This is a genomic window from Alicyclobacillus sp. CIJ1 (assembly GCF_057538885.1).
Map to the genome: position 1 here is coordinate 266,457 of NZ_BAAJPH010000143.1, position 21,638 is coordinate 288,094.

Genomic DNA, 21,638 nt, shown 5'->3' on the forward strand with positions numbered 1-21,638 from the left:
GATAGCGAACTTGAGGTGAGGCGATTGTCGATGGTTCAACGAGAGTCTATCGCGAAACAAAATCATCCCGTGGCGCAACGATTGCGCTTTCCGCGTCAACCTGGTGTTCCGGCGTGGGTGCCGTACGTATTGATAGCCCCCTTTTTCGTCATATTTGCTGTATTTATGTTGTATCCAATTCTAGATACATTAATGCTCTCTTTCGAAAACTGGTCCACTGTTCACTCAACATGGGTTGGAATTCAAAACTATCGACTTGTGATAACAGATCCAGCTTTTTGGACTTCTCTACTGAATGATGCGTTCATTCTGCTCATTCAAGTTCCGGTTATGTTGTTCATTGCTACGCTGTTAGCCGTCGTCTTGAATGCGCGCTTTCTGAAGCTGAAGTGGCTATTTAGACTTTTAATTTTCTTTCCTGTCCTCGTTGACGCAGTCACGTACACGATCGCATTTCAGTTGATTTTCAATCCGAATTTTGGGATGATGAATTATTTAATTCATTTATTAGGTATGCCTAATATAAATTGGATAGGGAATTCGTGGGCTGCCCGGTTAGCCATTTTCCTTGTGGTGACATGGCGATGGACCGGATACAACGCGATTATAATCCTTTCTGGATTACAGAATATTCCTGAGGAAGTCTACGAGTCAGCTGTCGTTGATGGAGCTGGTCGTGTGCGCACGTTTTTTCAAATTACTCTGCCCCTGTTGCGTCCGGTAATTCTCTTCTGCACGATATTGTCAACTGTCGGTACGTTGCAGCTTTTCACTGAACCGTACATTCTAACGGGTGGCGGTCCCGGAAACGCGACAGAAACACCAATGTTATATCTATATAACATAGGATTTCAGAATTATAATTTTGGTCTCGCTTCTGCAGGAACATACATCCTAACCACGATCATTGCCGTGCTTTCGTATTTTCAGATACGCGTTTCTCGTGGAGGCGACTACAGTGCGTGAAAGCATCCCTGTCAAGGTTCTTAGTTACGTGTTTTTAGTCATTGCCGTCGTTGTGTCCATTTATCCTATATATTGGATATATGTTGCCTCAACTTTGTCTGATGGCCAGATTTTTCATTTCCCGCCTGCGAATTGGTTCGGTACTCACTTTGTTCAAAATGTACGTACGCTAGAGTCGTCAATGCCTATCTGGAGAGACTTGGCAAACAGCATAATTGTTTCAGGAGTTACAACCATTAGTGTGGTGTTGTTCTCCGCAATGGTGGGTTTTGCGTTTGCCAAATACAGGTTTTGGGCAAAATCTTTTCTATTCTTTGTAGTACTGATTACTATCATGATACCTATGCAAACAACGCTCATCCCTCTATTCATTATCGTGACTAAATTACATTGGGAGAATACCTACGAAGCTTTGATAGTTCCCTTCCTTGTAAATGGATTTGGCGTGTTCTTCATGAGACAGCAGATGCAATCGTTCCCCTCCGAGTTGCTTGAGGCTTCCAGGATAGATGGGGCGAGCGAGTTTTATACGTTCTTTCGAATTGTAATGCCAAACATGTTGCCCTCTATGGCGGCGTTGGGTATCCTCACGTTCCTACAACAGTGGGGTAATTTTATCTGGCCTTTGATAGTGATTAACAGCAGAAACATGTCGACCATTCCGCTTATGCTCGAACAACTTGACCAACCGGGAAACGTTATACACTATGGGCCCATTTTTGCCGGAGCGGCTATCGGTCTAGTACCCCTGATGATAGTCTTTGTTGCTTTGCAGAGATATTTTATATCGGGTATGTTCAGTGGCTCTGTAAAAGGATGAGGCCCAGCTTTTGCACGCATGGAGGAGATTCAAGTGGAACAGCAATATGTCGAGAGTTTCTACCCGCCTTCAGACTATCGGTTGCCGCCTCGTGCATATTTCATTCCGCACTCCACGGAGCGGGAAGCGCTCTCGCTTGGTGTTAATCGCGCTTCGACACAAGTATTACCATTGGAGGGGAAATGGAGGTTTCGTCTGTTTGAGAGTCCTCTTGCCGTGCCGACAGATGTGACTAGGGTTAGTTTTGACGACTCCTCCTGGGATGAGATACACGTGCCCTCGAACTGGCAGATAGAGGGCTATGGACGACCACACTATACAAACGTCATGTATCCTTTCCCTGTTGACCCGCCGCGGGTTCCTTCGGAAAACCCGACGGGTTGTTACCGTACTAGATTTTTCCTAGAAAATCACGATGTAAGTAGGGTCCACTTAAGGTTTGAAGGGGTCGATGGATTGTATCAAGTCTACGTTAATGGTCATGATCTTGGTTTCGGGTACGGGAGCCGGTTGCCCTCTGAATTTGACATTACTCGATTTGTTCATGCCGGGGAAAATGTACTTGTCGTGATAGTGTGCCAATGGTCAGCTCAGTCGTATCTAGAAGATCAGGATATGTGGTGGCTTTCTGGGATTTTTAGGGATGTTTATATTCTGAAGAGGCCTCCGATTTACCTGTCCGACGTTCGCGTTCAAGCACTCCTGGGGAGAGACGGGCGGACAGGGCATTTGAATGTGTCAGTGGAACTTGGGGGAACTATATCTCAGCCTGTTTCCTTAAAGTTTAAACTGATTGATAGCATGCGGGATTGTGTACTCCTTGAGCACAGGGTGTTATCCGATGGAGTCGTCACCTACGGGGTTGAAGTTCCCAACGTACGATCTTGGACGGCGGAAACGCCAAATTTGTACACGTTGTTGGTGTCAGTGAATCCAGACTCCTCGTACGCGGAACATGTTGCGTTACAAATAGGCTTTCGGACCATTGAGATTTCCGACGGACAGCTCAAAATCAATGGAGCACCCGTTGTGCTCAAAGGAGTAAACAGGCATGAGCACGACGCCCGTCTCGGCCGAGCTTTGACGCTGGATGTGATGATTCGTGATGTGCAGATGATGAAACAGAACAACATTAATGCCGTTCGTACCAGTCATTACCCTCACCATCCTGTGTTTTATGATCTGTGCGACCGTTACGGTTTGTACGTGCTAGACGAAACAGATCTCGAGTGCCACGGCTTTACATTAACAGGTAACTGGGATCGATTGAGTGATGACCCGCAGTTGGAACAGGCATACGTGGATCGCCTGGAACGGATGATCTGCCGCGACCGCAATCATGCGTGTGTAATTATGTGGTCTCTTGGTAATGAGTCTGGGTATGGTCGTAACCATAGAGCCATGGCAGAACGGGCAAAGGCCATAGACCCGACGAGACCCGTACACTACGAAGGTGAAACAAGGAGGCTGCTAGAGCTTGGTTCTGATTTACAACACGCCGTGATGGATGTCTACAGCACAATGTACACATCCGTCGATGAATTGAGCAGGCTTGGGGAGTTGGAGCTTCCTAAACCACATATATTATGTGAATTTGCCCATGCGATGGGGAATGGGCCAGGTGGTCTTAAGGAGTACGTTGAGCTATTTTATCAACAGCGAAGGTTGCAGGGTGGGTTTGTATGGGAGTGGATTGATCACGGAATTCTGGCCTATACATCTGATGGCAGACCGTACTTCGCGTACGGCGGTGATTTTGGAGATGTTCCGAACGACTTAAATTTCGTTATTGACGGACTGTTATTTCCTGACCGAACTCCTTCGCCGGGGCTTTTCGAGTACAAGAAAGCAATTGAGCCGGTAAGAGTTCTTGAGCTCGATCGTTCATCAGGGATCATCAAGGTACAGAACCGCTATGATTTTCTCTGTCTCGATTGCCTAGTAGCGGAGTGGTCGCTTCAGGATGAACAGTCAGTGTTGGCCGGTGGCATACTTGAACTAGAGCCACTACCACCCAGGAGCATTGGACAAATAAGGGTACCATGCGCCGAAATCCTTAATCGGCACAGAGATCGGTGCTTGACTCTGACTGTAAGATTCCTTTTGCGCCACCCAACCGACTATGCGCCAGCGCTCCACGAAGTTGCGAGTTTTTGCGAGTATGTTGAACGCAGTTGCCAGAATGCAAGCATCGACATATATCGGCCGGTTACAAGATTTGAAATCGTAGAAAAGGGTAATAGTCTATGCATCTATGACGATTCGTTCTCCGTTAAGTTCGATTTGCTGCGGGGGAGGATCTCTGGGGTAGGATATCGTGGCTCACAAATCATTATGTCACCGCTCTCAATGTCGTTTTGGAGAGCGCCTACAGATAATGACGATCCACCGAATCGAGAAATGTTTTCGGTTGCTAAATTATGGCGCGATTACGGTGTCGATCGGCTCTCAGAGTCCGTGTCAAACATAGAAATCAAAAAACATGACAGCGTCGTGCGCGCTCTAGTTGAGTCGCGTGTCGCGCCTGCCGGGCTCTCCTGGGGTATGGCGTTGCAGTATGAGTACATTTTCTTACGCGGTGGGTTGGTCATGGTACGAATTTGCGGTAAACCCGAAGGAGCTTATCCTCCAACCTTGCCTCGTATAGGACTGTTAACGACCATGCACCTCGACTTCGAATACGTGAGTTGGTTTGGACGAGGACCCGGTGAGAGTTACCGCGATTCTAAGGAGTCACAACTCATTGCGAGATATAGGAGGTTGGCTGATGAACTTTATACCCCGTATGTGTATCCGCAAGAGAACGGTAATCGGACAGATGTGTATTGGATCTCGATTACAAATAAATACATGGAGGGTCTGTTCATAACAGGCCTACAACCTTTGAATTTTCAAGTGAGCAGATTCAGTGTGGAGGACCTCGAGCGCGCTCGGCATCCATATGAGTTAGAAGAACGTCCTTGGAGATACCTCCGAATTGACTTTTCTCACCATGGGCTTGGCAGCGCGAGTTGTGGTCCTGGTCCTCTTCCTGAGCATCAATTGCGTACTGAGCCATTCGAATGGACTGTGTGCTTCGCACCATTCGCGCGACACGAGATCGATGAGTCGATCCTCCATCAAGTGGTCACGGAAAGGTTGAAGTTCATTTAGTTTGACATGGTATTTGCTCTCCCGGCGCGGCCTTGACGCGCGCCGGGGGGCGGCGTATTGTAGAGACATATCACGGTTGCTGAGCAGAGCACAGCCGAGCAGAGGGGGCCGAGAGGCCCGTTGAGATGAGGGGAGCGGAGGATAGCGATGCTGTTGATGATCGACAACTTTGACTCGTTCACTTACAACCTCGTTCAATATTGTTTGGAATTGGGTGCCGACGTGGTCGTGCGCCGCAACGATGTTTCCTTGGAAGAACTGAAGGCGCTGCGGCCCGCGGGGGTCCTGGTGTCTCCCGGCCCGTGTTCCCCGCGCGAAGCGGGTGTGTCGGTGGACGCCATTCGATACTTCGCGGGGCGCGTGCCTTTGTTGGGCGTGTGCCTAGGCCATCAGTCCCTCGGGTACGCATACGGAGGCAAAGTCGTCCGCGCGCGAGAACCCGTTCACGGAAAAACCTCGATGATTCTCCACAATGGCTCAGACCCCTTGTTTCGAGACATCCCCTCTCCGTTTCGGGCCACGAGATATCACTCCCTGGTCGTGGAACGCGAGTCGCTTCCCGACGCGTTCGTCGTCACGGCCGAGGTAGACGGCTACATCATGGCCATGCGCCACCGGCCGACGGGCGCGGTGGGCGTGCAGTTTCACCCGGAGAGCATCCTGACCGACCACGGGAAGACCATGATCCGCAACTTTTTGGCGGACGTGGCGTGATGGCGAGACGGAGGGGATTTCACGATGAGACAATCCAATCTTTCCGCGGAGATGGGCGTCGATCCGTATTATCTTTACCTCTCGCTCCGCGATGACCTCGGCCCTGGGCGCGTCTTTTTGCTCGAGGCTGGGCGAGAAGACATTCCGAGCGATTATCAGATGAGCCTCATCGGCATGGCGCCGCTCGTCGAGGTGCAGGTGCGCGATCACGTCGTCAGCGTGTTCGCTCATCCGGATCTCGCGGCTCACCTGTTTTCCATCGCGCGGTCGGCCGGTGTCGAGGTTCCGCGCGCGCCGTATCCGTGGGAGAGCGTGGTCGGCGGGAACGTCATCCACGTGCAGACCCAAGATCCCATGGCACTCCTCGACAGGATTCGCTCGGCGCTGTGCGAGCTCTTGTGCGGCCCGGACGGAGAGCCGTTCAGCGCCGGCTTTCTCGGCTACGTGGCGTACGATGCCATCCGCTACCTGGAGCGCGTGCCCATGACGGCCGAGGACGATCGCCATCTTCCCGAAATCCGCCTGCTCTGGCACGCGGCCGTCGCGCAGTTGTCGGGCAGCACGGTCACGGTGTTTCGCCAGGACGACGCGCCGGTGCTGCGCGCGGATGCAAAACTCGCTCAGGAACTGGACGAGACGGAGCGGCGCATCGCCACGGTCTGCCGCGAGGGGCTTGCGGTACCGCCCGTTCTGGACGAGATGGCGGAAATCGGTGCGGACGATCCCGTCATCACCTACGACGTCCCGAAGGACATGTACTGCCGGAATGTCGAGATCGCCGTCGAGTACATTCGGGCGGGCGACATTTTTCAGGTGGTTCCTTCCACCCGCATGCAAGTGCGCGGCGGCTTGCCGCCGCTCGCCGCGTACGATCGCCTGCGGCGGCTCAACCCGTCTCCCTACATGTTTGTGGCGGAGTATCCCGGCATGGTGCTCTACGGGGCAAGCCCGGAGGTGCAGTTCCGCGCGCTCCGCGGGCGGGCGGAGATGAAGCCCATCGCCGGGACGACGCGCGGCCGCGGATCATCTCCAGAGGAGGACGCTCGCCTCGTGGCGGAGCTGAAGCGAGATGCCAAGGAGAACGCGGAGCACGTCATGCTTGTGGATCTGTGTCGGAACGATCTCGGCCGCGTCGCCAAGCCGGGGACCGTCGCGGTGCCGGAGCTGATGGTGGTGGAGCGGTACTCCCATTTGTATCACCTGGTGTCCCGCGTTACCGCGGAACTCCGCGACGACGTGAGCGTGTTCCACGCGCTCTTGACCACCTTTCCAAACGGTACCTTGTCTGGAGCGCCCAAGATTCGGGCCATGGAGATCATCGACGAACTCGAGCCGTATCGGCGCGGGCCGTACGGAGGATTCATCGGGATGGTCGACGCGTGGGCCAATGCCAACACGGCCATCTTCATTCGGAGCGTGGTGGCCATCGGGGATGTGCAGTACGTCCAGGTGGGTGCAGGCGTCGTCTACGACTCGGTGCCGGAGCGAGAGTGGGACGAATGCCATTTCAAAGCAGGGGCCATCCTAGACGTTTTGACCGGGCTGCGCACCAAACCCATTCCAGCAAAGTGACGCCCGAATCGCGCATGCGGATGGCGCGGGTGTGAGTTGACGATGAGTTCGTCGCCCGCGCCGCCTGGCTTGGTTAGCCCCAACTCGCGCGAAAAGGGCTGTCCCAAGGCGCCTTTGCACCTTCGAGACAGCCCTTCTCCTTTGGCGCGTCCGGAGGGATTCGAACCCCCGACCTATGGCTCCGGAGGCCAGCGCTCTATCCACTGAGCTACGGACGCAAGCGACGATATGTATCATAGCAGGGCGATGGGGAGAATGCAAGCCGTCCAGCGACAATCGCTGGACGGCGCGGTGGCGCTTCCACAGGGCTTGCCTTGGCACTCGCTTCAAAGGCTGCTCGATTCGTCGGCATCGTAGGGCTCATGGTATTCCTCGTGCATGACAGGGCCTTGTGCCATGGGGGGGTGAGGGGCGTAGCCATACATCGGCCCCGTTTCGATGACCTCGTCATACTCGGTGTACGCCACGGTCGCGACTGGCGCGGGAGCGGGCGCTGTGTGGTACACGCCGACGCCCGCCGGCACAAGGAGAAAGAACAGCACGAAAATCACCAGGAACACCACAGCCCATCGGGTGTATCCGCCAAATGCACCCATGCGAACATCCCTCCTTGCGAAGTTACTGCATGAAATGATGGGACATCGGCCCGGCGATACGGGCATTCGCACAGAGCCCGCAATCTGGGCTTGATTGTAAATTAACGGAAGTTGCCCTTCGAATCCTCCATTCGCTATACTGAATATCAATACAGAATGGAGGATGTTTATACATGTCGAACGTGCGGGTCGGGATCGTGGGTCCCACCGGATATGCCGGCATGGAACTGGTGCGCCTCGTCGCGGGACACCCGCGTATGACCTTGGTGTACTTGGCCGGATCGGGCGCTCGAACGGGTCCACTTGATGCGCATCTGCCCCATCTGCATGCGCTGGCGGACGCGCTGCCGCCTGTCGAGCCCCTAGATGTCCAAAAAGCCGCGGACTTGTGCGATCTCGTCTTCGTCGCATTGCCCTCCGGGGACTCGGGACGAGTGGCGTGGGAGATTGTGCAGGCTGGAAGCGATGGCGGCGTCAAGGTCATTGACCTGTCCGGGGATCTCCGGCTTCCGCCGGAGGAGTACGAAGCGTGGTACGGGAAGCCGCCTTTGCCGCGAGAGGCCATCGCACAAGCGTGCTACGGCTTGCCTGAGCGCCATCGCGAGTCGATTCGGGTGGCGTCGCTCGTGGCGAACCCCGGGTGCTACGCGACGGCCTGCGCCCTCGCGGTCTTGCCTCTGGGGAATCTCCTGGCGGACCTGAAGGGGCCCATCGTGTTCGACGCCAAGTCCGGCGTCACCGGCGCAGGGCGTGCGCCGAAGGAGCACCTTCACCTCGGCGAGCTCGCGAACGACGTGTATCCGTATCGGGTGGGCCAACATCAGCACACGCCTGAAATCGAACGGGCGCTCGGCGGCGCGGTGCGCGTGCTCCTCACGACGCAGCTTCTGCCGGTCCCACGAGGGATTTTGGTGTGCGCGTACGTCCCCATTCCGCCGGACGCAGCCCCCGTGGTGTATGATCGGTATGTGTCGTTTTGCGAAGGCGAGCCGTTTGTGCGGTTGCTGCCGGACGGCGAGATGCCGCACATCAAGGCCGTGAACGGGACCAACGAGTGCCACGTGGCCGTGCGCTGGGATGAGCGATCGCGGCTGCTTCAGGTGTTCACGGCCATCGACAACCTCGGGAAGGGCGCAGCGGGGCAGGCCGTCCAAAACGCCAACCTGATGTTTGGTTGGCCTGAGCGAGAGGGTCTGAATCTCGTCCCGCTGTGGATGTGAGGTGAGATGGGCGTGATCGTCATCAAGCTCGGAGGGTCCCTCCAAGGGGGCGCCGACACGGCGCTCGCAGGCGCCGTGCAGGAGGCCAGGCGAAGAGGATGGCCAGTGGTGTTGGTGCATGGCGGCGGGCCGCGCATTTCTAAGCGGCTTCGGGACGCGGGCATTGAGCTCCCTTTTGTGAATGGACTGCGCCAGACAACCGACGAAGCCATGCCGCACGTGATGGCCGCGCTCGCCGAATGCAATCGCGACATCGCGGAAACGCTGGCCCGGCGCGGCGTGCCCGTGGCCGCGTTGGCGGATGGCGAGATCGTCGTGGCGAAGGACGTGGGGCGGCTTCGCACGGGGGACGTGGCCGGCGTGCGCGTCGATCCGATTCAGGCGGCGGTGTCATCGGGGCGCGTGCCGGTGATTGCGCCGTTCGGCCGCGACGCCGCGGGGCAGCCCTACAATATCAATGCGGACCATGCTGCAAGTCACATCGCGCGGGAACTCGGCGCGACACGGCTGGTGTTTCTGACCGACGTGCCGGGCATCTACCGCGACTTTGAAGCGGGCGATCTCCTGCTCGATACGACGCCGGATGAACTGGAAGATCTCCTCCAGGCAGGCGCGTTCAGCACAGGCATGATTCCCAAGGTGAACGCCGTGCTACACGCTGTTCGGCACGGCGTGCGCGAAGTCTGGGTGGTCGACGGGCGGGACCCGGAGGCCGTGCGGATGGCCGCATTAGGAACGAGCGAGAGGCGAGCCCGTGGGACGAGGCTTGCCGTGCAGACCGAAGGAGTGACGGCATGAAGACGGCGTTGGGGCAGTTGGCGGACCAGGTCCTGTTTCAGAACTACGGCAAGCGAGATATCGCCCTTGTCCGAGGCGAGGGCGCGTATGTGTACGACGACGAGGGCAGGCGGTACCTCGATTTCACGGCGGGGATCGCCGTGTGCAACCTCGGCCACGCGCATCCGGGCGTGACCGAGGTGATAGAGCGGCAGGCGAGGACGCTCTTGCACGTCTCCAACCTGTTTCTCATTGAGGGTCAGGTCGCACTGGCGGAAAAGTTGACCCGTTTGGCGGATCGCGGCACGGGGCCGTATCGGGCCATGTTCGTGAACACGGGCACGGAGGCGAACGAAGGAGCCCTCAAGCTCGCCCGGCGGTATCAGTACGTGAGTGGGCATCCCGAGAAGACCCGCGTGGTGGCGCTGCCCAACAGTTTTCACGGTCGAACCATGGGCTCCTTGTCGGTGACGTCCAACCCCAAGTACCGCGAGGGCATGACGCCGCTTGTGCCCGGCTTTGAAGTGGCGGAGACCTATGAGGGCGCCGTGGAGATGCTGGATGAGCACACGGCGGCGTGCATCGTCGAGGTCGTGCAGGGCGAGGCGGGCGTGCGGCCCGTCGACAACGGCGTGCTTCACAGGTTGGCGGCCCGCGCGAAGCAAGTGGGCGCGCTCTTCATCGTGGACGAGGTCCAGACCGGTGTGGGGCGAACGGGGCGTTTCTTCGGATTCGAGCACTTTGATCTGTCGCCGGACATCATCACCATGGCGAAGGGACTGGGCAATGGAATTCCCACGGGAGCCATTCTGGCCAAACAGCATGTGGCGGAGGCGTTTACGCCTGGCATGCACGGATCGACCTTCGGCGGCAATCCGTTCGCGATGGCGGTGGCCAATTATGTGGTCGATGTGGTGCGCGATCCGGCCTTCCTCCAACGCGTCCAGCGGGTGGGCGAGGCGCTTCGACGCGTGCTCGAAGCGAACTTCGACGGCGTGACGGGCCTGGGCCTTATGTGGGGGTTTGACGTGGACGACGCCTCGACGTGGCGCAAGCGCGCCGCGGAGCGCGGGCTGCTCGTGACCGCGTGCGGGCCTCGGCGCATTCGCGTCGTTCCACCGCTCATCATCGACGAACAGCACATCGAAGAATTTGAGGCCATCGTCAAAAAAGTCGGCCGCGCCTGACGAGGGGCGCGGCCCACGTGGTTTGGTCTTTCGCAATTGCGCTGAATTTGCTATAGTATTCTTGCGTTGGCGCTGCAGGTGATCAGGCTTCCTGCGCCTGTTTCAACGGCTGGAAATGGCGCGTATAGTAAACCATCGCGACTTCATCGCAGTGATAGAACTTGTTACAGTAGATGCAATCCTTCCACACTTTATGCGGCAGCGTTTCCTTCCGCACGACGTGAAAGTTTAGCTTCTCAAAAAATCGGGTCTGATACGTCAGAGAGAGCACCTGCGCGATGCCGAGGTCTTCCGCCTCTTTTAACAGCGCTTTGACAATCTGACTGCCCACGCCTTTCCCGTGCGCTTCAGGCGCAACAGCGAGCGAACGGATTTCAGCGAGATCCGTCCACAGGACGTGCAATCCCCCAACGCCGATGACGCGCCCATCTTCCACTGCGACCGTGAAGCACTGCAGATGCTCACAAAGCGATTTGATGGTGCGCGGCAGCATCAGTCCCATATCGGCAAAGTGTTGAATCAGTCGTTGCATATCTTCGACGTCCGCTGAGGTCGCCTTCCGGATGTCCAACGCGGCTCCTCCTCTCCCGTTGCACTCATGTTATAACACGGGATGGCATGATTATTCAAGAAGTCGTATAATGTTTCATAGCCGTTTCGGATCGCCCGTTGCTCGTTGGCTGTACACGAAGACTTGACGCGCAGAGAGATAGAGTGTCAAAATATTGTGCTAAAAAAGGAGTGGCACAGGTGGAACTGGAGAAGTTGACGACCGACCTGCAGCGCGAATACGATGCCTGCGGAATTTTTTCGCAGATTGAGAAATCAGGACAACCCTCGTACGACACGGTTCGAAACGGATTGGACGCCCTTCGCGCTATGCGCCACCGGGCGGGATACGTCAATAACGAAGGAGACGGGTGCGGTCTCCTGTTGGACATTCCAAGAGCGCTGTGGGCTTCGCGGCTCGAGAGCCTCGGGCAATCAGGGCGGCTCGTCCACGAACCGGGCTTTTGGGTGGGTCACTTCCTGTTGGAGAAGGAAGTGTCTCAGGAGCCCATTCTGCGCGTCTTGGCTCACCATGGCATGGAGCCGGTCGCGGTTGTCGAGGATCACGTGGATGAATCCGTGCTCGGCCCGCTTGGCAAGAAGGTCAAGCCGCACTTCCTTCAGATGGCGGGGTGCCTGCCTCATCGGGACGACGCGCGCGTGTTTGCGGCGTTTGCCGAGATCGACGAGTTGCCGGGCGTCCACGTCGCCTCCCTTTCCCATGATCAGGTCGTGTACAAGGTCGTGGGCAACGACGAGACGCTGTATCGCTTCTACAAGGATCTGCAAAATCCGCTTTGCCGATCCGCATTCGTGATTGCGCACACGCGGTATTCCACGAATACGACGACGTCCTTCCCGCGCGTGCAGCCCTTCTCTTGCCTTGGACACAACGGGGAGATCAACACGATTGCGCGGTTTTACACGGAATCGAAGATGATTGGCGTGCCGGTGCGGCCGGAGTTCAGCGATTCGCAGATGGTCGACAGGACGCTTTGCGCACTCGTGGCGACGCGCGGCTGGTCGCTGTTCGAAGCTGCGGAGCTGCTGTTTCCGCCCATCATTCATGAGATCAAGTCGATGCCAGAAGAATTGTCGGACTTGTACATGTATTACCGGTCGCTCTGGGGGCCGTTTGCGCAGGGACCTGCGGGCGTCATGATGCGCTACGGCAACGCCGCGGTGTTCAGCGTTGACGCGCTCGGCCTCCGGCCCATGTGGCAGCTCGAATCGGACACGGCGTATTACTTCTCCTCGGAGCAGGGCATTGTCCCGCTCGACATCTGGACGGCTGAGCCTAAGCCGCTCGCGCCAGGGGAGAAGGTGGGCGTGCGGTGGAGCGAGACGGGGGTCAAGATCTACACGTACGACGAGCTGCAGCTCGAGGTCTTGGAACTCGCGAAGCAGCGATTCAACTTTCGCGGCGAGCACCGCAATCTCCATTTTGCCGTGCCGTACGGCGTGAGTCAGGACGTCGCGCATGCGAAGCGGGACGCGAAGCCGCTCGATATTCGCATGCTGGCGTTTGGCTTCCGCGACGATGATCTCAAGCTCATGGATCAGGAGATCCAGAGCGGGGCAGAGCCCATCAAGTCGCTCGGTTTCGACAGCCCCATTGGCGCGCTGTCGGAAGAAGCGACCCTGCTCTCCGATTTCCTGCATGAAACCGTCGCCGTGGTGACGAACCCGGCCATCGACCGCGAGCGCGAGATCGAGCACTTCAGCACGCGTTGCGTCCTGGGGCGTCGGCCCTCGTTCGATGGGCTGTATCAGGAGGCGCCGCGCGTGGAGGTTCAGGCACCCATCCTGCTCGAGGGACTGCCTGAGTCGTACGGCGTAGCGTACGACGAGATTCAAAACCTGGCGCACCGGTTTGGCACGGTCTGCTACGAAGACGCGCTGGCCATGCTGCGCACGAGCCCGAATGGAACGGCGGAGATCTTGATCCACCGCCGCGACGGCGAAAGTGTGCCGGAGGCGCTGGAGCGCTTCTCGCTCGAGGCGCTGGAAGCGGTGCAGGCGGGTGCCAACGTCATTGTGTTGGATGATCGCCTGCAATTTCGCCGCGGGCCGCACATCGACCCGTTCCTGGTGGTGTCGGCGGTTCACCGCGCGCTCTTGCGGCCGGCGGCCAAGGAGAAGGGCGAGCATTTGCGCCGGCGCACGAGCCTGATCTTGCGCAGCGGCGGCATCCGCAACCTGCACGACATCATGGTGTCCCTCGGGGTCGGTGCAGACGCGGTCGTGCCGTATCACATGTGGGAATACGCGGCGAACAAGGGCGGACTGCACGCCATTGAGAACTTGTACAAGGCGCTGACAAAAGGTATCGAGAAGGTCATCTCAACCCTCGGCATCCATGAGGTCCGCGGGTACGAGCGCCTGTTCAGCGCCATCGGCTTGGCGGACGAAGTGGCCGAGCACCTCGCCATCCCGAACTTCTGCGGCTCGCAAAAGGCTGGATTGACGTTCGCGCGGATGGAGGAGATGTCCGAGCTGCGGCGCACCTGGTACGAAGCGCAGGACCGGAAGAGCATCCGTCCCAACCGGTTGTTCCAATTGTATCCGCGCATCTGGAAGACAGCGGGTTCCGTGGCGGACGGCGAATTGCCGTACGAGGAATTTGTCGCCAAGCTGCAGCAGTTTGAGACGGATAACCCGATTTCCATTCGCCACCTGCTCGGGTTCCGGGAGGACATCGAACCGGCCGAGGGCGAGATCGACACAACCATCGACGGCCACGCCTATCCGATGGTCATCAGCTCGATGTCGTTCGGGTCCCAGAACGAGACGGCGTACCGCGCGTACGCGGAGGCGGCGTACCGCATGAACATCGTCTGCCTGAACGGCGAGGGCGGCGAGATCAAGGACCTGCTCGAGAAGTATCCGCGCAACCGAGGCAGACAGATTGCGTCGGGCCGATTCGGCGTCAACGCGGACCTTTGCAACAACGCGTACGTGCTCGAGATCAAGATTGGCCAGGGCGCGAAGCCAGGCGAAGGCGGACATCTGCCTGGCTCCAAGGTGACCGCGCAGGTGGCGGCGGCCCGCAATGCGACGCAGGGCGTCGACCTGATTTCGCCGTCCAACAACCACGACATCTACTCCATTGAGGACTTGGCGCAGGTCATCTACGAGCTCAAGGAGATCAACCCGCTTGCCAAAGTGGCGGTCAAGGTGCCTGTGGTGCCGAATATCGGGACCATCGCCGTTGGCATTGCGAAGGCCGGGGCGGACATCATCACGCTGTCCGGCTTCGACGGGGGCACGGGCGCGGCACGGGCGCACGCCATTCGCCACGTCGGCCTGCCGATGGAAATTGGCGTCAAGCTGGCCCATGAGGCGCTCTGCGAAGCGGGACTCCGCGAGTACGTGGAGCTCTGGGCGGATGGCGGCATGAAGTCGGGGCACGACGTCATGAAGGCCATCCTGCTCGGCGCCAACCGGGTGGGCTTCGGCACCATGGCGATGGTCGCCATTGGCTGCACGGCTTGCCGCGCTTGCCACAAGGACACGTGCCACGTCGGTATTGCGACGCAGATGCACGATCTCGCCGAGGCGCAGGCGAAGGGGCTGAAACAGTTTGAGCCCCAGGATTTCGACCGCGCGGTCTCGCAACTGGTGCGCTTCTTCTCCGAGGTGGGCAAGCATGTCGAGGTGCTCACGCGCAAGCTCGGCGCGAAGCGCACGCAGGACCTCGTCGGCCGGAGCGATCTGCTGGTGAACCTGCGCGAGGACGCTCGGCTCGACACGTCGTGGCTGCTTCGGGTCCGCGAGGAATACCTGGGTCAGGGTTGTCACATCCGCTACCGCACGTTTGAAGAGGCGTACGGCGACGTCATCCAGGACGTGGCAGCCGTTGGGGCGGCGACGGGTACGGACGGCGTCGTGACGGCGGTGGGATCCAGAGTGACGTCCATCCGAGCCGTGCCGCGTGCGCTCGGCACGAGGCTGTCCGGGGAGAGCATCCGCCAGAAGCGGCGCGGTGAGGTGGGCCCCATCGTTCACGAGGGCGTGGCGGGCGCCGGATTCGCGGCTTACCACACCGAAGGCATGGTGTCCGTGGCTTTGGGCGGCGCGCAGGATGGCGTGGGCAAGGCCGCGTTCGGCGGCAAGATTGTCGTGCTGAAGGGCCAGTGTGCGGACGGCGTCTGGCGCGGCGGATCGGTCGGCAAGGGCTTGGCGTACGGTGCGGCCAAGGGGCTCTTCATCATCCAGGGCAACGCGGACGCGCGAGCCTGCATCCGGTTGTCTGGCGCAGACGTCGTCATCGGTGGCGAAATAGAGGCCCCGGTGCGCGGCGACCTTTCGCACATCGCCAACCGCGCGAACATCAAGGGGTTCGCCTTCGAGTACATGACGGGCGGCCGCGCGGTGGTGTTGGGCGATCCCGGCCCGTGGATCTGCTCCGGCATGACGGGCGGGCGGGTGTACCTGCGGCACGATCCGGAGATGGGCCTGGACGAAAAGGCGCTTCGGCGGCGCATTGCCAAGGGCGCGAAGGTCGCGCTCCGCGTGATCGACGCGCAGGGCCGGAACGACATCGTCGAGCTTTTGGGCGCATACCAGCTCGAACTGCGCCGTTACGGCCAACACGAGGAGGCGCGCCGGCTCCAGAAGCTCATCGACAACCCGTCGCTCCACTTCCTCATGGTCGAGCCCGCGCACGAGATCACGGATCAGGACATCGCGACGGAATAAAGATGGATGCATGGGCGGCCGTCCCCCTGGGGCGGCCGTTCGACTGTCCGGAGGCCTATGCGGATACGCGCCACAGCCGGAGTTGATAGATATACAGATTCGTGTATAATGATGCAAGGACGATCAACTGACGCTTCCTTGACGGTACACGGATGCACAGAAATACATCGCTCGCGAAAGAGCGGAGAGGAGTTTCGGCTGTGGCAGTGTGGGATATGAAGAACGCCCTTGGACGCGGATCGTCGACTGTCGTGCCGCTGGGTTCCAACTACCTGTCGGTTCGGCTGCAGAATGCGCTCTGGTCCTGCCATCGCGTCATGGCGGGCAAGGACCTGCTTCATTTCAGCGATCTGTCCGGTGACGATTTGCGCAATCTCGTGCATCTCGCCGAGTTGCTGAAAGAAGCGCAAAAGTCGCGGTTCACGCACACGCTTCTCGCCGGCAAAACGCTCGGCATGATCTTCGATAAATCGTCGACGCGAACCCGGATCTCGTTTGAGGTCGGCATGTTGCAGCTCGGAGGCCACGCCCTGTTCCTGCCCGGGAACATGCTGCAGACCGGGCGCGGCGAGCCGATCTCCGACACGGCGCGGGTGATGTCGCGTTACCTGGACGGCGTGATGATCCGGACGTTCCGCCAGCAGGACGTCGAGGAGTTCGCCAAGTACGCGGATATTCCTGTGATTAATGGATTGACTGATGAATTCCATCCGTGCCAGCTGCTCGCGGACGCGCTGACCATCCTCGAGCACAAGGGGCGGCTCGAAGGCATTACGGTGGCGTTCATCGGAGACGGCAACAACCTCGCTCATTCCTGGCTGCAGCTCGCGCCGAAGCTCGGCATGAACATCCGCGTGGCGACGCCCCCAGGCTATCAGCCCATGCAGTGGGTCGTCGAAGAGGCGAAGTTGCACGCCGTCCAGCAGGGGACGGAGGTGCTCGTCACGACGGATCCGGAGCGGGCCATCGAGGGCGCGGACGTGGTATACACCGACACCTGGGTGTCGATGGGCGATGAGGAAGAAGCGGAAGAGCGTCTGAAGCACTTCGAGGGGTATCAGGTGAACGAGAAGCTATGCGCCCTCGCGAAACCGGACTATGTGTTCATGCACTGTCTGCCCGCGCACCGCGGCGAGGAAGTGTCGCCGGACGTGATCGACGGGCCGCACTCCATCATCTTTGATCAGGCGGAAAATCGGCTACACGCGCAGAAGGCGGTGCTCGCCGCCACCATGGCGGATGCCAGCGCGTTTGGGGAGGATATGTGATGGCAGAAAAGCTCGTGCTCGCCTACTCGGGCGGACTGGATACCTCGGTCTCCATCCCATGGATTCGGGATCACTACGGCTATGACGTGATTGCGATGTGCGTGGACGTCGGCGAAGGCAAAGATCTGGACGCCACGCAGGCGAAGGCCATTCAGGTGGGCGCAATCAAATCGTACAAAATTGATGCGAAGGCGCAGTTTGCGGAGTCCTTCATTCTGCCGGCGCTCAAGGCAAACGCCCTATACGAGGGCAAGTACCCGCTCGCCTCGGCCTTGTCGCGCCCTCTGATTTCGAAGCTGCTCGTGGAGGTGGCCGAACGCGAAGGCGCGGTGGCGGTTGCGCACGGCTGCACGGGCAAGGGGAACGATCAGGTCCGATTCGAGGTGTCCATCCACGCGCTGAATCCGAACCTGAAGGTGATTGCGCCGGTGCGCGAATGGGGATTCACGCGGGACGAGGAAATCCGCTATGCGAAGGAGCGCGGCGTCCCCATCCCGGTCGATCTCGACAATCCCTACAGCATCGACGCGAACCTCTGGGGCCGCGCGATTGAGTGCGGCGTGCTCGAAGATCCGTGGCAGGAGGCGCCGGAGGGCGCGTTTTTGTGGACCGTCTCGCCGGAAAAGGCGCCTGACGAGCCCGAGGAAATCGTGATCTCATTCGAGCAGGGCAAGCCGGTGGCCTTAAACGGCGAGCCGCTTCCGCTCGTCGACCTGATTCACCGGGTGAACGAGATCGCCGGGCGGCACGGCGTCGGCCGGATCGATCACGTCGAAAACCGGCTCGTCGGCATCAAGTCGCGCGAGGTGTACGAGTCGCCCGCGGGCAAGGTGCTCATCATGGCGCACCAGGAGCTGGAGCACCTCACGCTGACCCGGGAAGTGCTGCAGTACAAGATGGGGCTCGAGCTCGAGTACGCGAAGCTCATCTACAACGGGCTCTGGTACTCGCCGCTCAAAGCGGCCTTCGACGCGTTCATCGACGAGACGCAAAAATACGTGACGGGCGATGTGCGCGTGAAGCTGTACAAGGGCCACGCGCAGGCGACGGGCCGCAAGTCGCCGTATTCGCTCTACCGGCACGATCTCGCCACGTACGAGACGGGCGACAAGTTCGATCACGGCGCGGCGGTCGGGTTCATCCGCCTGTACGGGCTGCCGACGACGGTGTACGCCACGCTGCATGCGGGCGAGGAAAAGCCGACGAACCTGGGCGACGACGCCTACTCCGTGCTCGGCGACGAGGTGGAGGCCAAGGCATGAAGCTTTGGGGCGGACGCTTCAGCGAAGACACGAACCAGCTTGTGCTCGAGTACACGGCGTCCATCTCGTTCGACAAGCGCCTATTGCCCTACGATATCCGCGGTTCCATCGCGCACGCGAGGATGCTCGGCCAGACCGGCATCCTCGCGCCGCATGAGGCGCGCGCCATCATCGACGGGCTCGAATCGCTGCTCGCGGACTACGAGGCGGGCAAGCTCGAGTTTCGCCTCGAGGATGAGGACGTGCACATGAATGTCGAACGGCTGCTCACGGAGCGCATTGGCGACGTCGCGAAGAAGCTTCACACGGCGCGGAGCCGGAACGATCAGGTGGCGCTCGACATGCACCTGTGGGCCCGCGACGCGGTGGACGAGCTTTTGGCGGGGGTCAAGCGCCTCGAGCGCGCGCTTTTGAGCTCAGCCGAACGCCATTTGGACGTGATTGTGCCTGGATTCACGCACCTGCAGCGGGCCCAGCCCGTGCTCTTCGCCCATCACCTCCTGGCGTACGTGTGGATGCTGGTGCGCGATGAGCGGCGACTGCTGGCGCTGAAGGACGAGATCGACATGATGCCCCTTGGCGCCGCGGCGCTCGCGGGCACGACGTTTCCCATCGACCGGGAGATGGTTGCGGAAGAGCTGGGCTTTACGCGGCTCTACGAAAACTCGATGGATGCGGTCTCGGATCGGGACTATCTGCTGGGCCTCCTCTTCAACTGCGCCACGCTCATGACGCACCTGTCCCGCCTCGCGGAGGAGATGGTGCTCTGGTCGAGCGAGGAGTTTGGCTGGATTGAACTTTCGGATGCCTACGCGACGGGTTCGAGCATCATGCCGCAGAAGAAAAACCCGGACGTGCCGGAGTTGGTGCGCGGGAAGACGGGCCGTGTGTACGGGCACCTCATGGGCCTCCTGACCGTGCTGAAGGGCTTGCCGCTTGCGTACAACAAGGACCTGCAGGAAGACAAGGAAGGCGCCTTCGACGCGGTCGACACGGTAGTGCCGGCGCTCGAACTCATGGCGGGCACGGTCGAGACGATGAAGGTGCGCCGAGAAAGGCTTCAGCACGCGTTCGCGCGCGATTTCTCGAACGCGACCGATCTCGCCGACTACTTGGTGCGCAAGGGGCTTCCGTTCCGGGAGGCCCACGAGGTGGTCGGCCGGCTCGTGTCGGACGCGCTCGCGAAGGGGACGAATCTGGCGGGATTGTCCCTCGAAGAGATGCGGGCGAGATCGCCTTTGATTGACGAGGACGCGTACGAGGCGCTCGATATCGCGCGCGTCGTGGAGGCGCGCCAGTCGCGCGGCGGCACTGCGCCGTCTGCGGTGCGGCTGCAGCTCGCGCTCGCCAAGGAGGCCGTCGAAGGGCAAGGCTGAGGGCGTCTTGGCCCTCGTGGCGCTCGCAGCCGCGCCCCGGCTTCCGCCCTGGCTCAGAGATCAGGTAAGATAGACGAAATGGCGCCATCATGGAGATAAGGAGTGGAGAAGGTGCTCGTCGTACAGAAATATGGCGGCACGTCCGTGGGATCGACGGAGCGGATCCGGGTCGTGGCGGACCGCATCGCCCGGACCCGCGCCGAGGGGCACGACGTGGTGGTGGTGGTCTCCGCTATGGGCCACACCACCGACGAGTTGGTCGATCTCGCCGGAGCTATCGTGGACAGGCCGGATGCTCGGGAGATGGATCAGCTCCTCGCGACAGGGGAGCAGGTGTCAGCGGCGCTTTTGGCCATGCGGCTCATCTCGCTCGGCGTGCCGGCGAAGTCGCTCACAGGTTGGCAGGCCGGGATTGCCACCGAGCCGGTGCACGGCAACGCCCGCGTGGCGAGAATCGACACGGCGGCGCTGAGGGCGCTTCTGGCGCAGGGCGTCGTGCCGGTGGTGACGGGATTTCAGGGCATTGCGGACGGCGAGGTCACGACGCTCGGGCGCGGCGGATCGGACACCTCGGCCGTGGCCATCGCGGCAGCGCTCGGCGCGGATCTCTGCGAGATCTACACCGACGTCGAAGGCGTGTACACGACGGACCCGCGCGTCGTGAAGACCGCGCAAAAGCTCGCGGCCATCTCGTACGACGAGATGCTCGAGCTGGCCAACCTCGGTGCCCAGGTGCTGCACCCGCGCGCCGTGGAAAACGCCAAGCACTTCGGCGTGAAGCTCGTCGTGAGGTCCAGTTTTACGGAAAGGGATGGGACGGAAGTCGTGGCGGAGAATCAGTTGGAAGGCCGCCGGGTGGTCACCGGCATCGCGTTTGAACGCCAGGTGGCGCGCATCGCCGTCGTCGGCGTGCCCGTCGAGGAACACGCGCTTGCGGCCATCTTCTCGGCGCTGGCCGATCGCGGCGTGAACGTGGACGTGATTGTCCAGAGCGTGGTGGACGAGCAGGCGGTGGACGTGTCGTTCACGGTGCACGAGAGCGATCTCGACAAGGCGGAGCAGATTGTGGCGGAGTTGCAGCCCAAGATTGGCTTTAAGCGAATCGAGAAGGAGTCGCCGCTCGCGAAGGTGTCCATCGTGGGCGCGGGCATGATCTCGAACCCGGGCGTCGCGGCGCAGATGTTTGTGGCGCTTCGCGATGCCAAGGTGCCGATTCACATGGTGACCACCTCGGAGATCAAGGTGTCGTGCGTGATTCCGGCCGACTTGGTCGAGGTGGCGGTGCAGGCGCTGCACCGGGCGTTTATCGAGGCGGAAGCCGTGACGCCCTTGACCCATGCGCGATAGTTTTTTATAGTCAGAACTGTGAGCCAAGATGATAGAGAAGCTGTCGCATGACTGGCGGATGACGTGGGTGACCACGGGGGAGTGCGACAGTGGAAGAGCCGGCCGCCTGGGCACTTGTACGCGCGTCTCG

General features: G+C 59.8%; 15 protein-coding genes, 1 tRNA gene and 1 riboswitch. Of the genes, 13 read left to right on the forward strand and 3 right to left on the reverse strand.

Annotated elements, in window-relative coordinates; genetic code table 11:
- Positions 1-30: 30 nt before the first annotated feature.
- The 5 genes from AC27E8_RS14400 (at position 31) to AC27E8_RS14420 (ending at position 7,225) form a co-directional block, all read left to right on the forward strand.
- Positions 31-966: a carbohydrate ABC transporter permease gene (locus AC27E8_RS14400; RefSeq protein ID WP_487099947.1), complete on the forward strand. Its 936-nt coding sequence runs from the start codon at positions 31-33 to the stop codon at positions 964-966.
- Positions 959-1,786, forward strand: a complete 828-nt coding sequence (locus AC27E8_RS14405; RefSeq protein WP_487099949.1) for a carbohydrate ABC transporter permease — start codon at positions 959-961, stop codon at positions 1,784-1,786. Before AC27E8_RS14400 ends, AC27E8_RS14405 begins: the two co-directional genes overlap by 8 nt.
- 33 nt (positions 1,787-1,819) lie before the next feature.
- On the forward strand, positions 1,820-4,939 hold the full coding sequence (locus AC27E8_RS14410; protein WP_487099950.1) for a glycoside hydrolase family 2 TIM barrel-domain containing protein: 3,120 nt from the start codon (positions 1,820-1,822) through the stop codon (positions 4,937-4,939).
- A gap of 147 nt (positions 4,940-5,086) precedes the next feature.
- Positions 5,087-5,653 (forward strand): anthranilate synthase component II, encoded by a 567-nt coding sequence (locus AC27E8_RS14415; protein ID WP_014463965.1) that lies wholly within the window; start codon positions 5,087-5,089, stop codon positions 5,651-5,653.
- Between the two features lie 24 nt (positions 5,654-5,677).
- On the forward strand, positions 5,678-7,225 hold the full coding sequence (locus AC27E8_RS14420) for an anthranilate synthase component I family protein (RefSeq protein ID WP_487099951.1): 1,548 nt from the start codon (positions 5,678-5,680) through the stop codon (positions 7,223-7,225).
- A gap of 142 nt (positions 7,226-7,367) precedes the next feature.
- Here the strand turns inward: AC27E8_RS14420 and AC27E8_RS14425 are convergent.
- Together AC27E8_RS14425 and AC27E8_RS14430 are read right to left on the reverse strand one after the other, a co-directional pair.
- Positions 7,368-7,443 (reverse strand) — tRNA-Arg (locus AC27E8_RS14425).
- 108 nt (positions 7,444-7,551) lie between these two features.
- Complete coding sequence (locus tag AC27E8_RS14430) at positions 7,552-7,821, reverse strand: hypothetical protein (protein WP_487099953.1); 270 nt, start codon at positions 7,819-7,821, stop codon at positions 7,552-7,554.
- Between the two features lie 173 nt (positions 7,822-7,994).
- Here AC27E8_RS14430 and argC point away from each other — a divergent pair, with 173 nt between their 5' ends.
- From argC to AC27E8_RS14445, 3 genes are read left to right on the forward strand one after another with little or no spacing between them, the layout of a single operon-like run.
- Complete coding sequence (argC, locus tag AC27E8_RS14435) at positions 7,995-9,041, forward strand: N-acetyl-gamma-glutamyl-phosphate reductase (protein ID WP_487099954.1); 1,047 nt, start codon at positions 7,995-7,997, stop codon at positions 9,039-9,041.
- A 6-nt stretch (positions 9,042-9,047) separates the two neighbouring features.
- Entirely contained in the window at positions 9,048-9,839 is a 792-nt protein-coding gene (gene argB, locus AC27E8_RS14440; RefSeq protein WP_487099955.1) for an acetylglutamate kinase, read from the forward strand.
- On the forward strand, positions 9,836-11,005 hold the full coding sequence (locus tag AC27E8_RS14445; protein ID WP_487099957.1) for an aspartate aminotransferase family protein: 1,170 nt from the start codon (positions 9,836-9,838) through the stop codon (positions 11,003-11,005). Before argB ends, AC27E8_RS14445 begins: the two co-directional genes overlap by 4 nt.
- 82 nt (positions 11,006-11,087) lie before the next feature.
- Here AC27E8_RS14445 and AC27E8_RS14450 read toward each other — a convergent pair whose 3' ends face one another.
- Positions 11,088-11,576: an N-acetyltransferase gene (locus AC27E8_RS14450; RefSeq protein WP_487099958.1), complete on the reverse strand. Its 489-nt coding sequence runs from the start codon at positions 11,574-11,576 to the stop codon at positions 11,088-11,090.
- A 179-nt stretch (positions 11,577-11,755) separates the two neighbouring features.
- Here AC27E8_RS14450 and AC27E8_RS14455 point away from each other — a divergent pair, with 179 nt between their 5' ends.
- The 5 genes from AC27E8_RS14455 to AC27E8_RS14475 all read left to right on the forward strand — a co-directional run bounded on the left by AC27E8_RS14455 (position 11,756) and on the right by AC27E8_RS14475 (position 21,508).
- On the forward strand, positions 11,756-16,255 hold the full coding sequence (locus AC27E8_RS14455) for a glutamate synthase-related protein (RefSeq protein WP_487099959.1): 4,500 nt from the start codon (positions 11,756-11,758) through the stop codon (positions 16,253-16,255).
- 200 nt (positions 16,256-16,455) lie between these two features.
- Positions 16,456-17,523: an ornithine carbamoyltransferase gene (gene argF / locus AC27E8_RS14460; protein WP_041695076.1), complete on the forward strand. Its 1,068-nt coding sequence runs from the start codon at positions 16,456-16,458 to the stop codon at positions 17,521-17,523.
- Positions 17,523-18,785, forward strand: coding sequence for an argininosuccinate synthase (locus AC27E8_RS14465; protein ID WP_487099961.1), 1,263 nt, complete (start codon positions 17,523-17,525; stop codon positions 18,783-18,785). The genes argF and AC27E8_RS14465 overlap by 1 nt, the downstream gene beginning before the upstream one ends.
- Positions 18,782-20,161: an argininosuccinate lyase gene (argH, locus tag AC27E8_RS14470; RefSeq protein ID WP_487099962.1), complete on the forward strand. Its 1,380-nt coding sequence runs from the start codon at positions 18,782-18,784 to the stop codon at positions 20,159-20,161. The genes AC27E8_RS14465 and argH overlap by 4 nt, the downstream gene beginning before the upstream one ends.
- Before the next feature lie 111 nt (positions 20,162-20,272).
- The gene (locus tag AC27E8_RS14475) at positions 20,273-21,508 is read left to right on the forward strand and encodes an aspartate kinase (protein WP_487099963.1); all 1,236 of its coding nucleotides are present in this window, start codon (positions 20,273-20,275) and stop codon (positions 21,506-21,508) included.
- Between the two features lie 37 nt (positions 21,509-21,545).
- A riboswitch (ZMP/ZTP riboswitch) is annotated at positions 21,546-21,627 on the forward strand.
- The last annotated feature ends 11 nt before the right edge of the window (positions 21,628-21,638 follow it).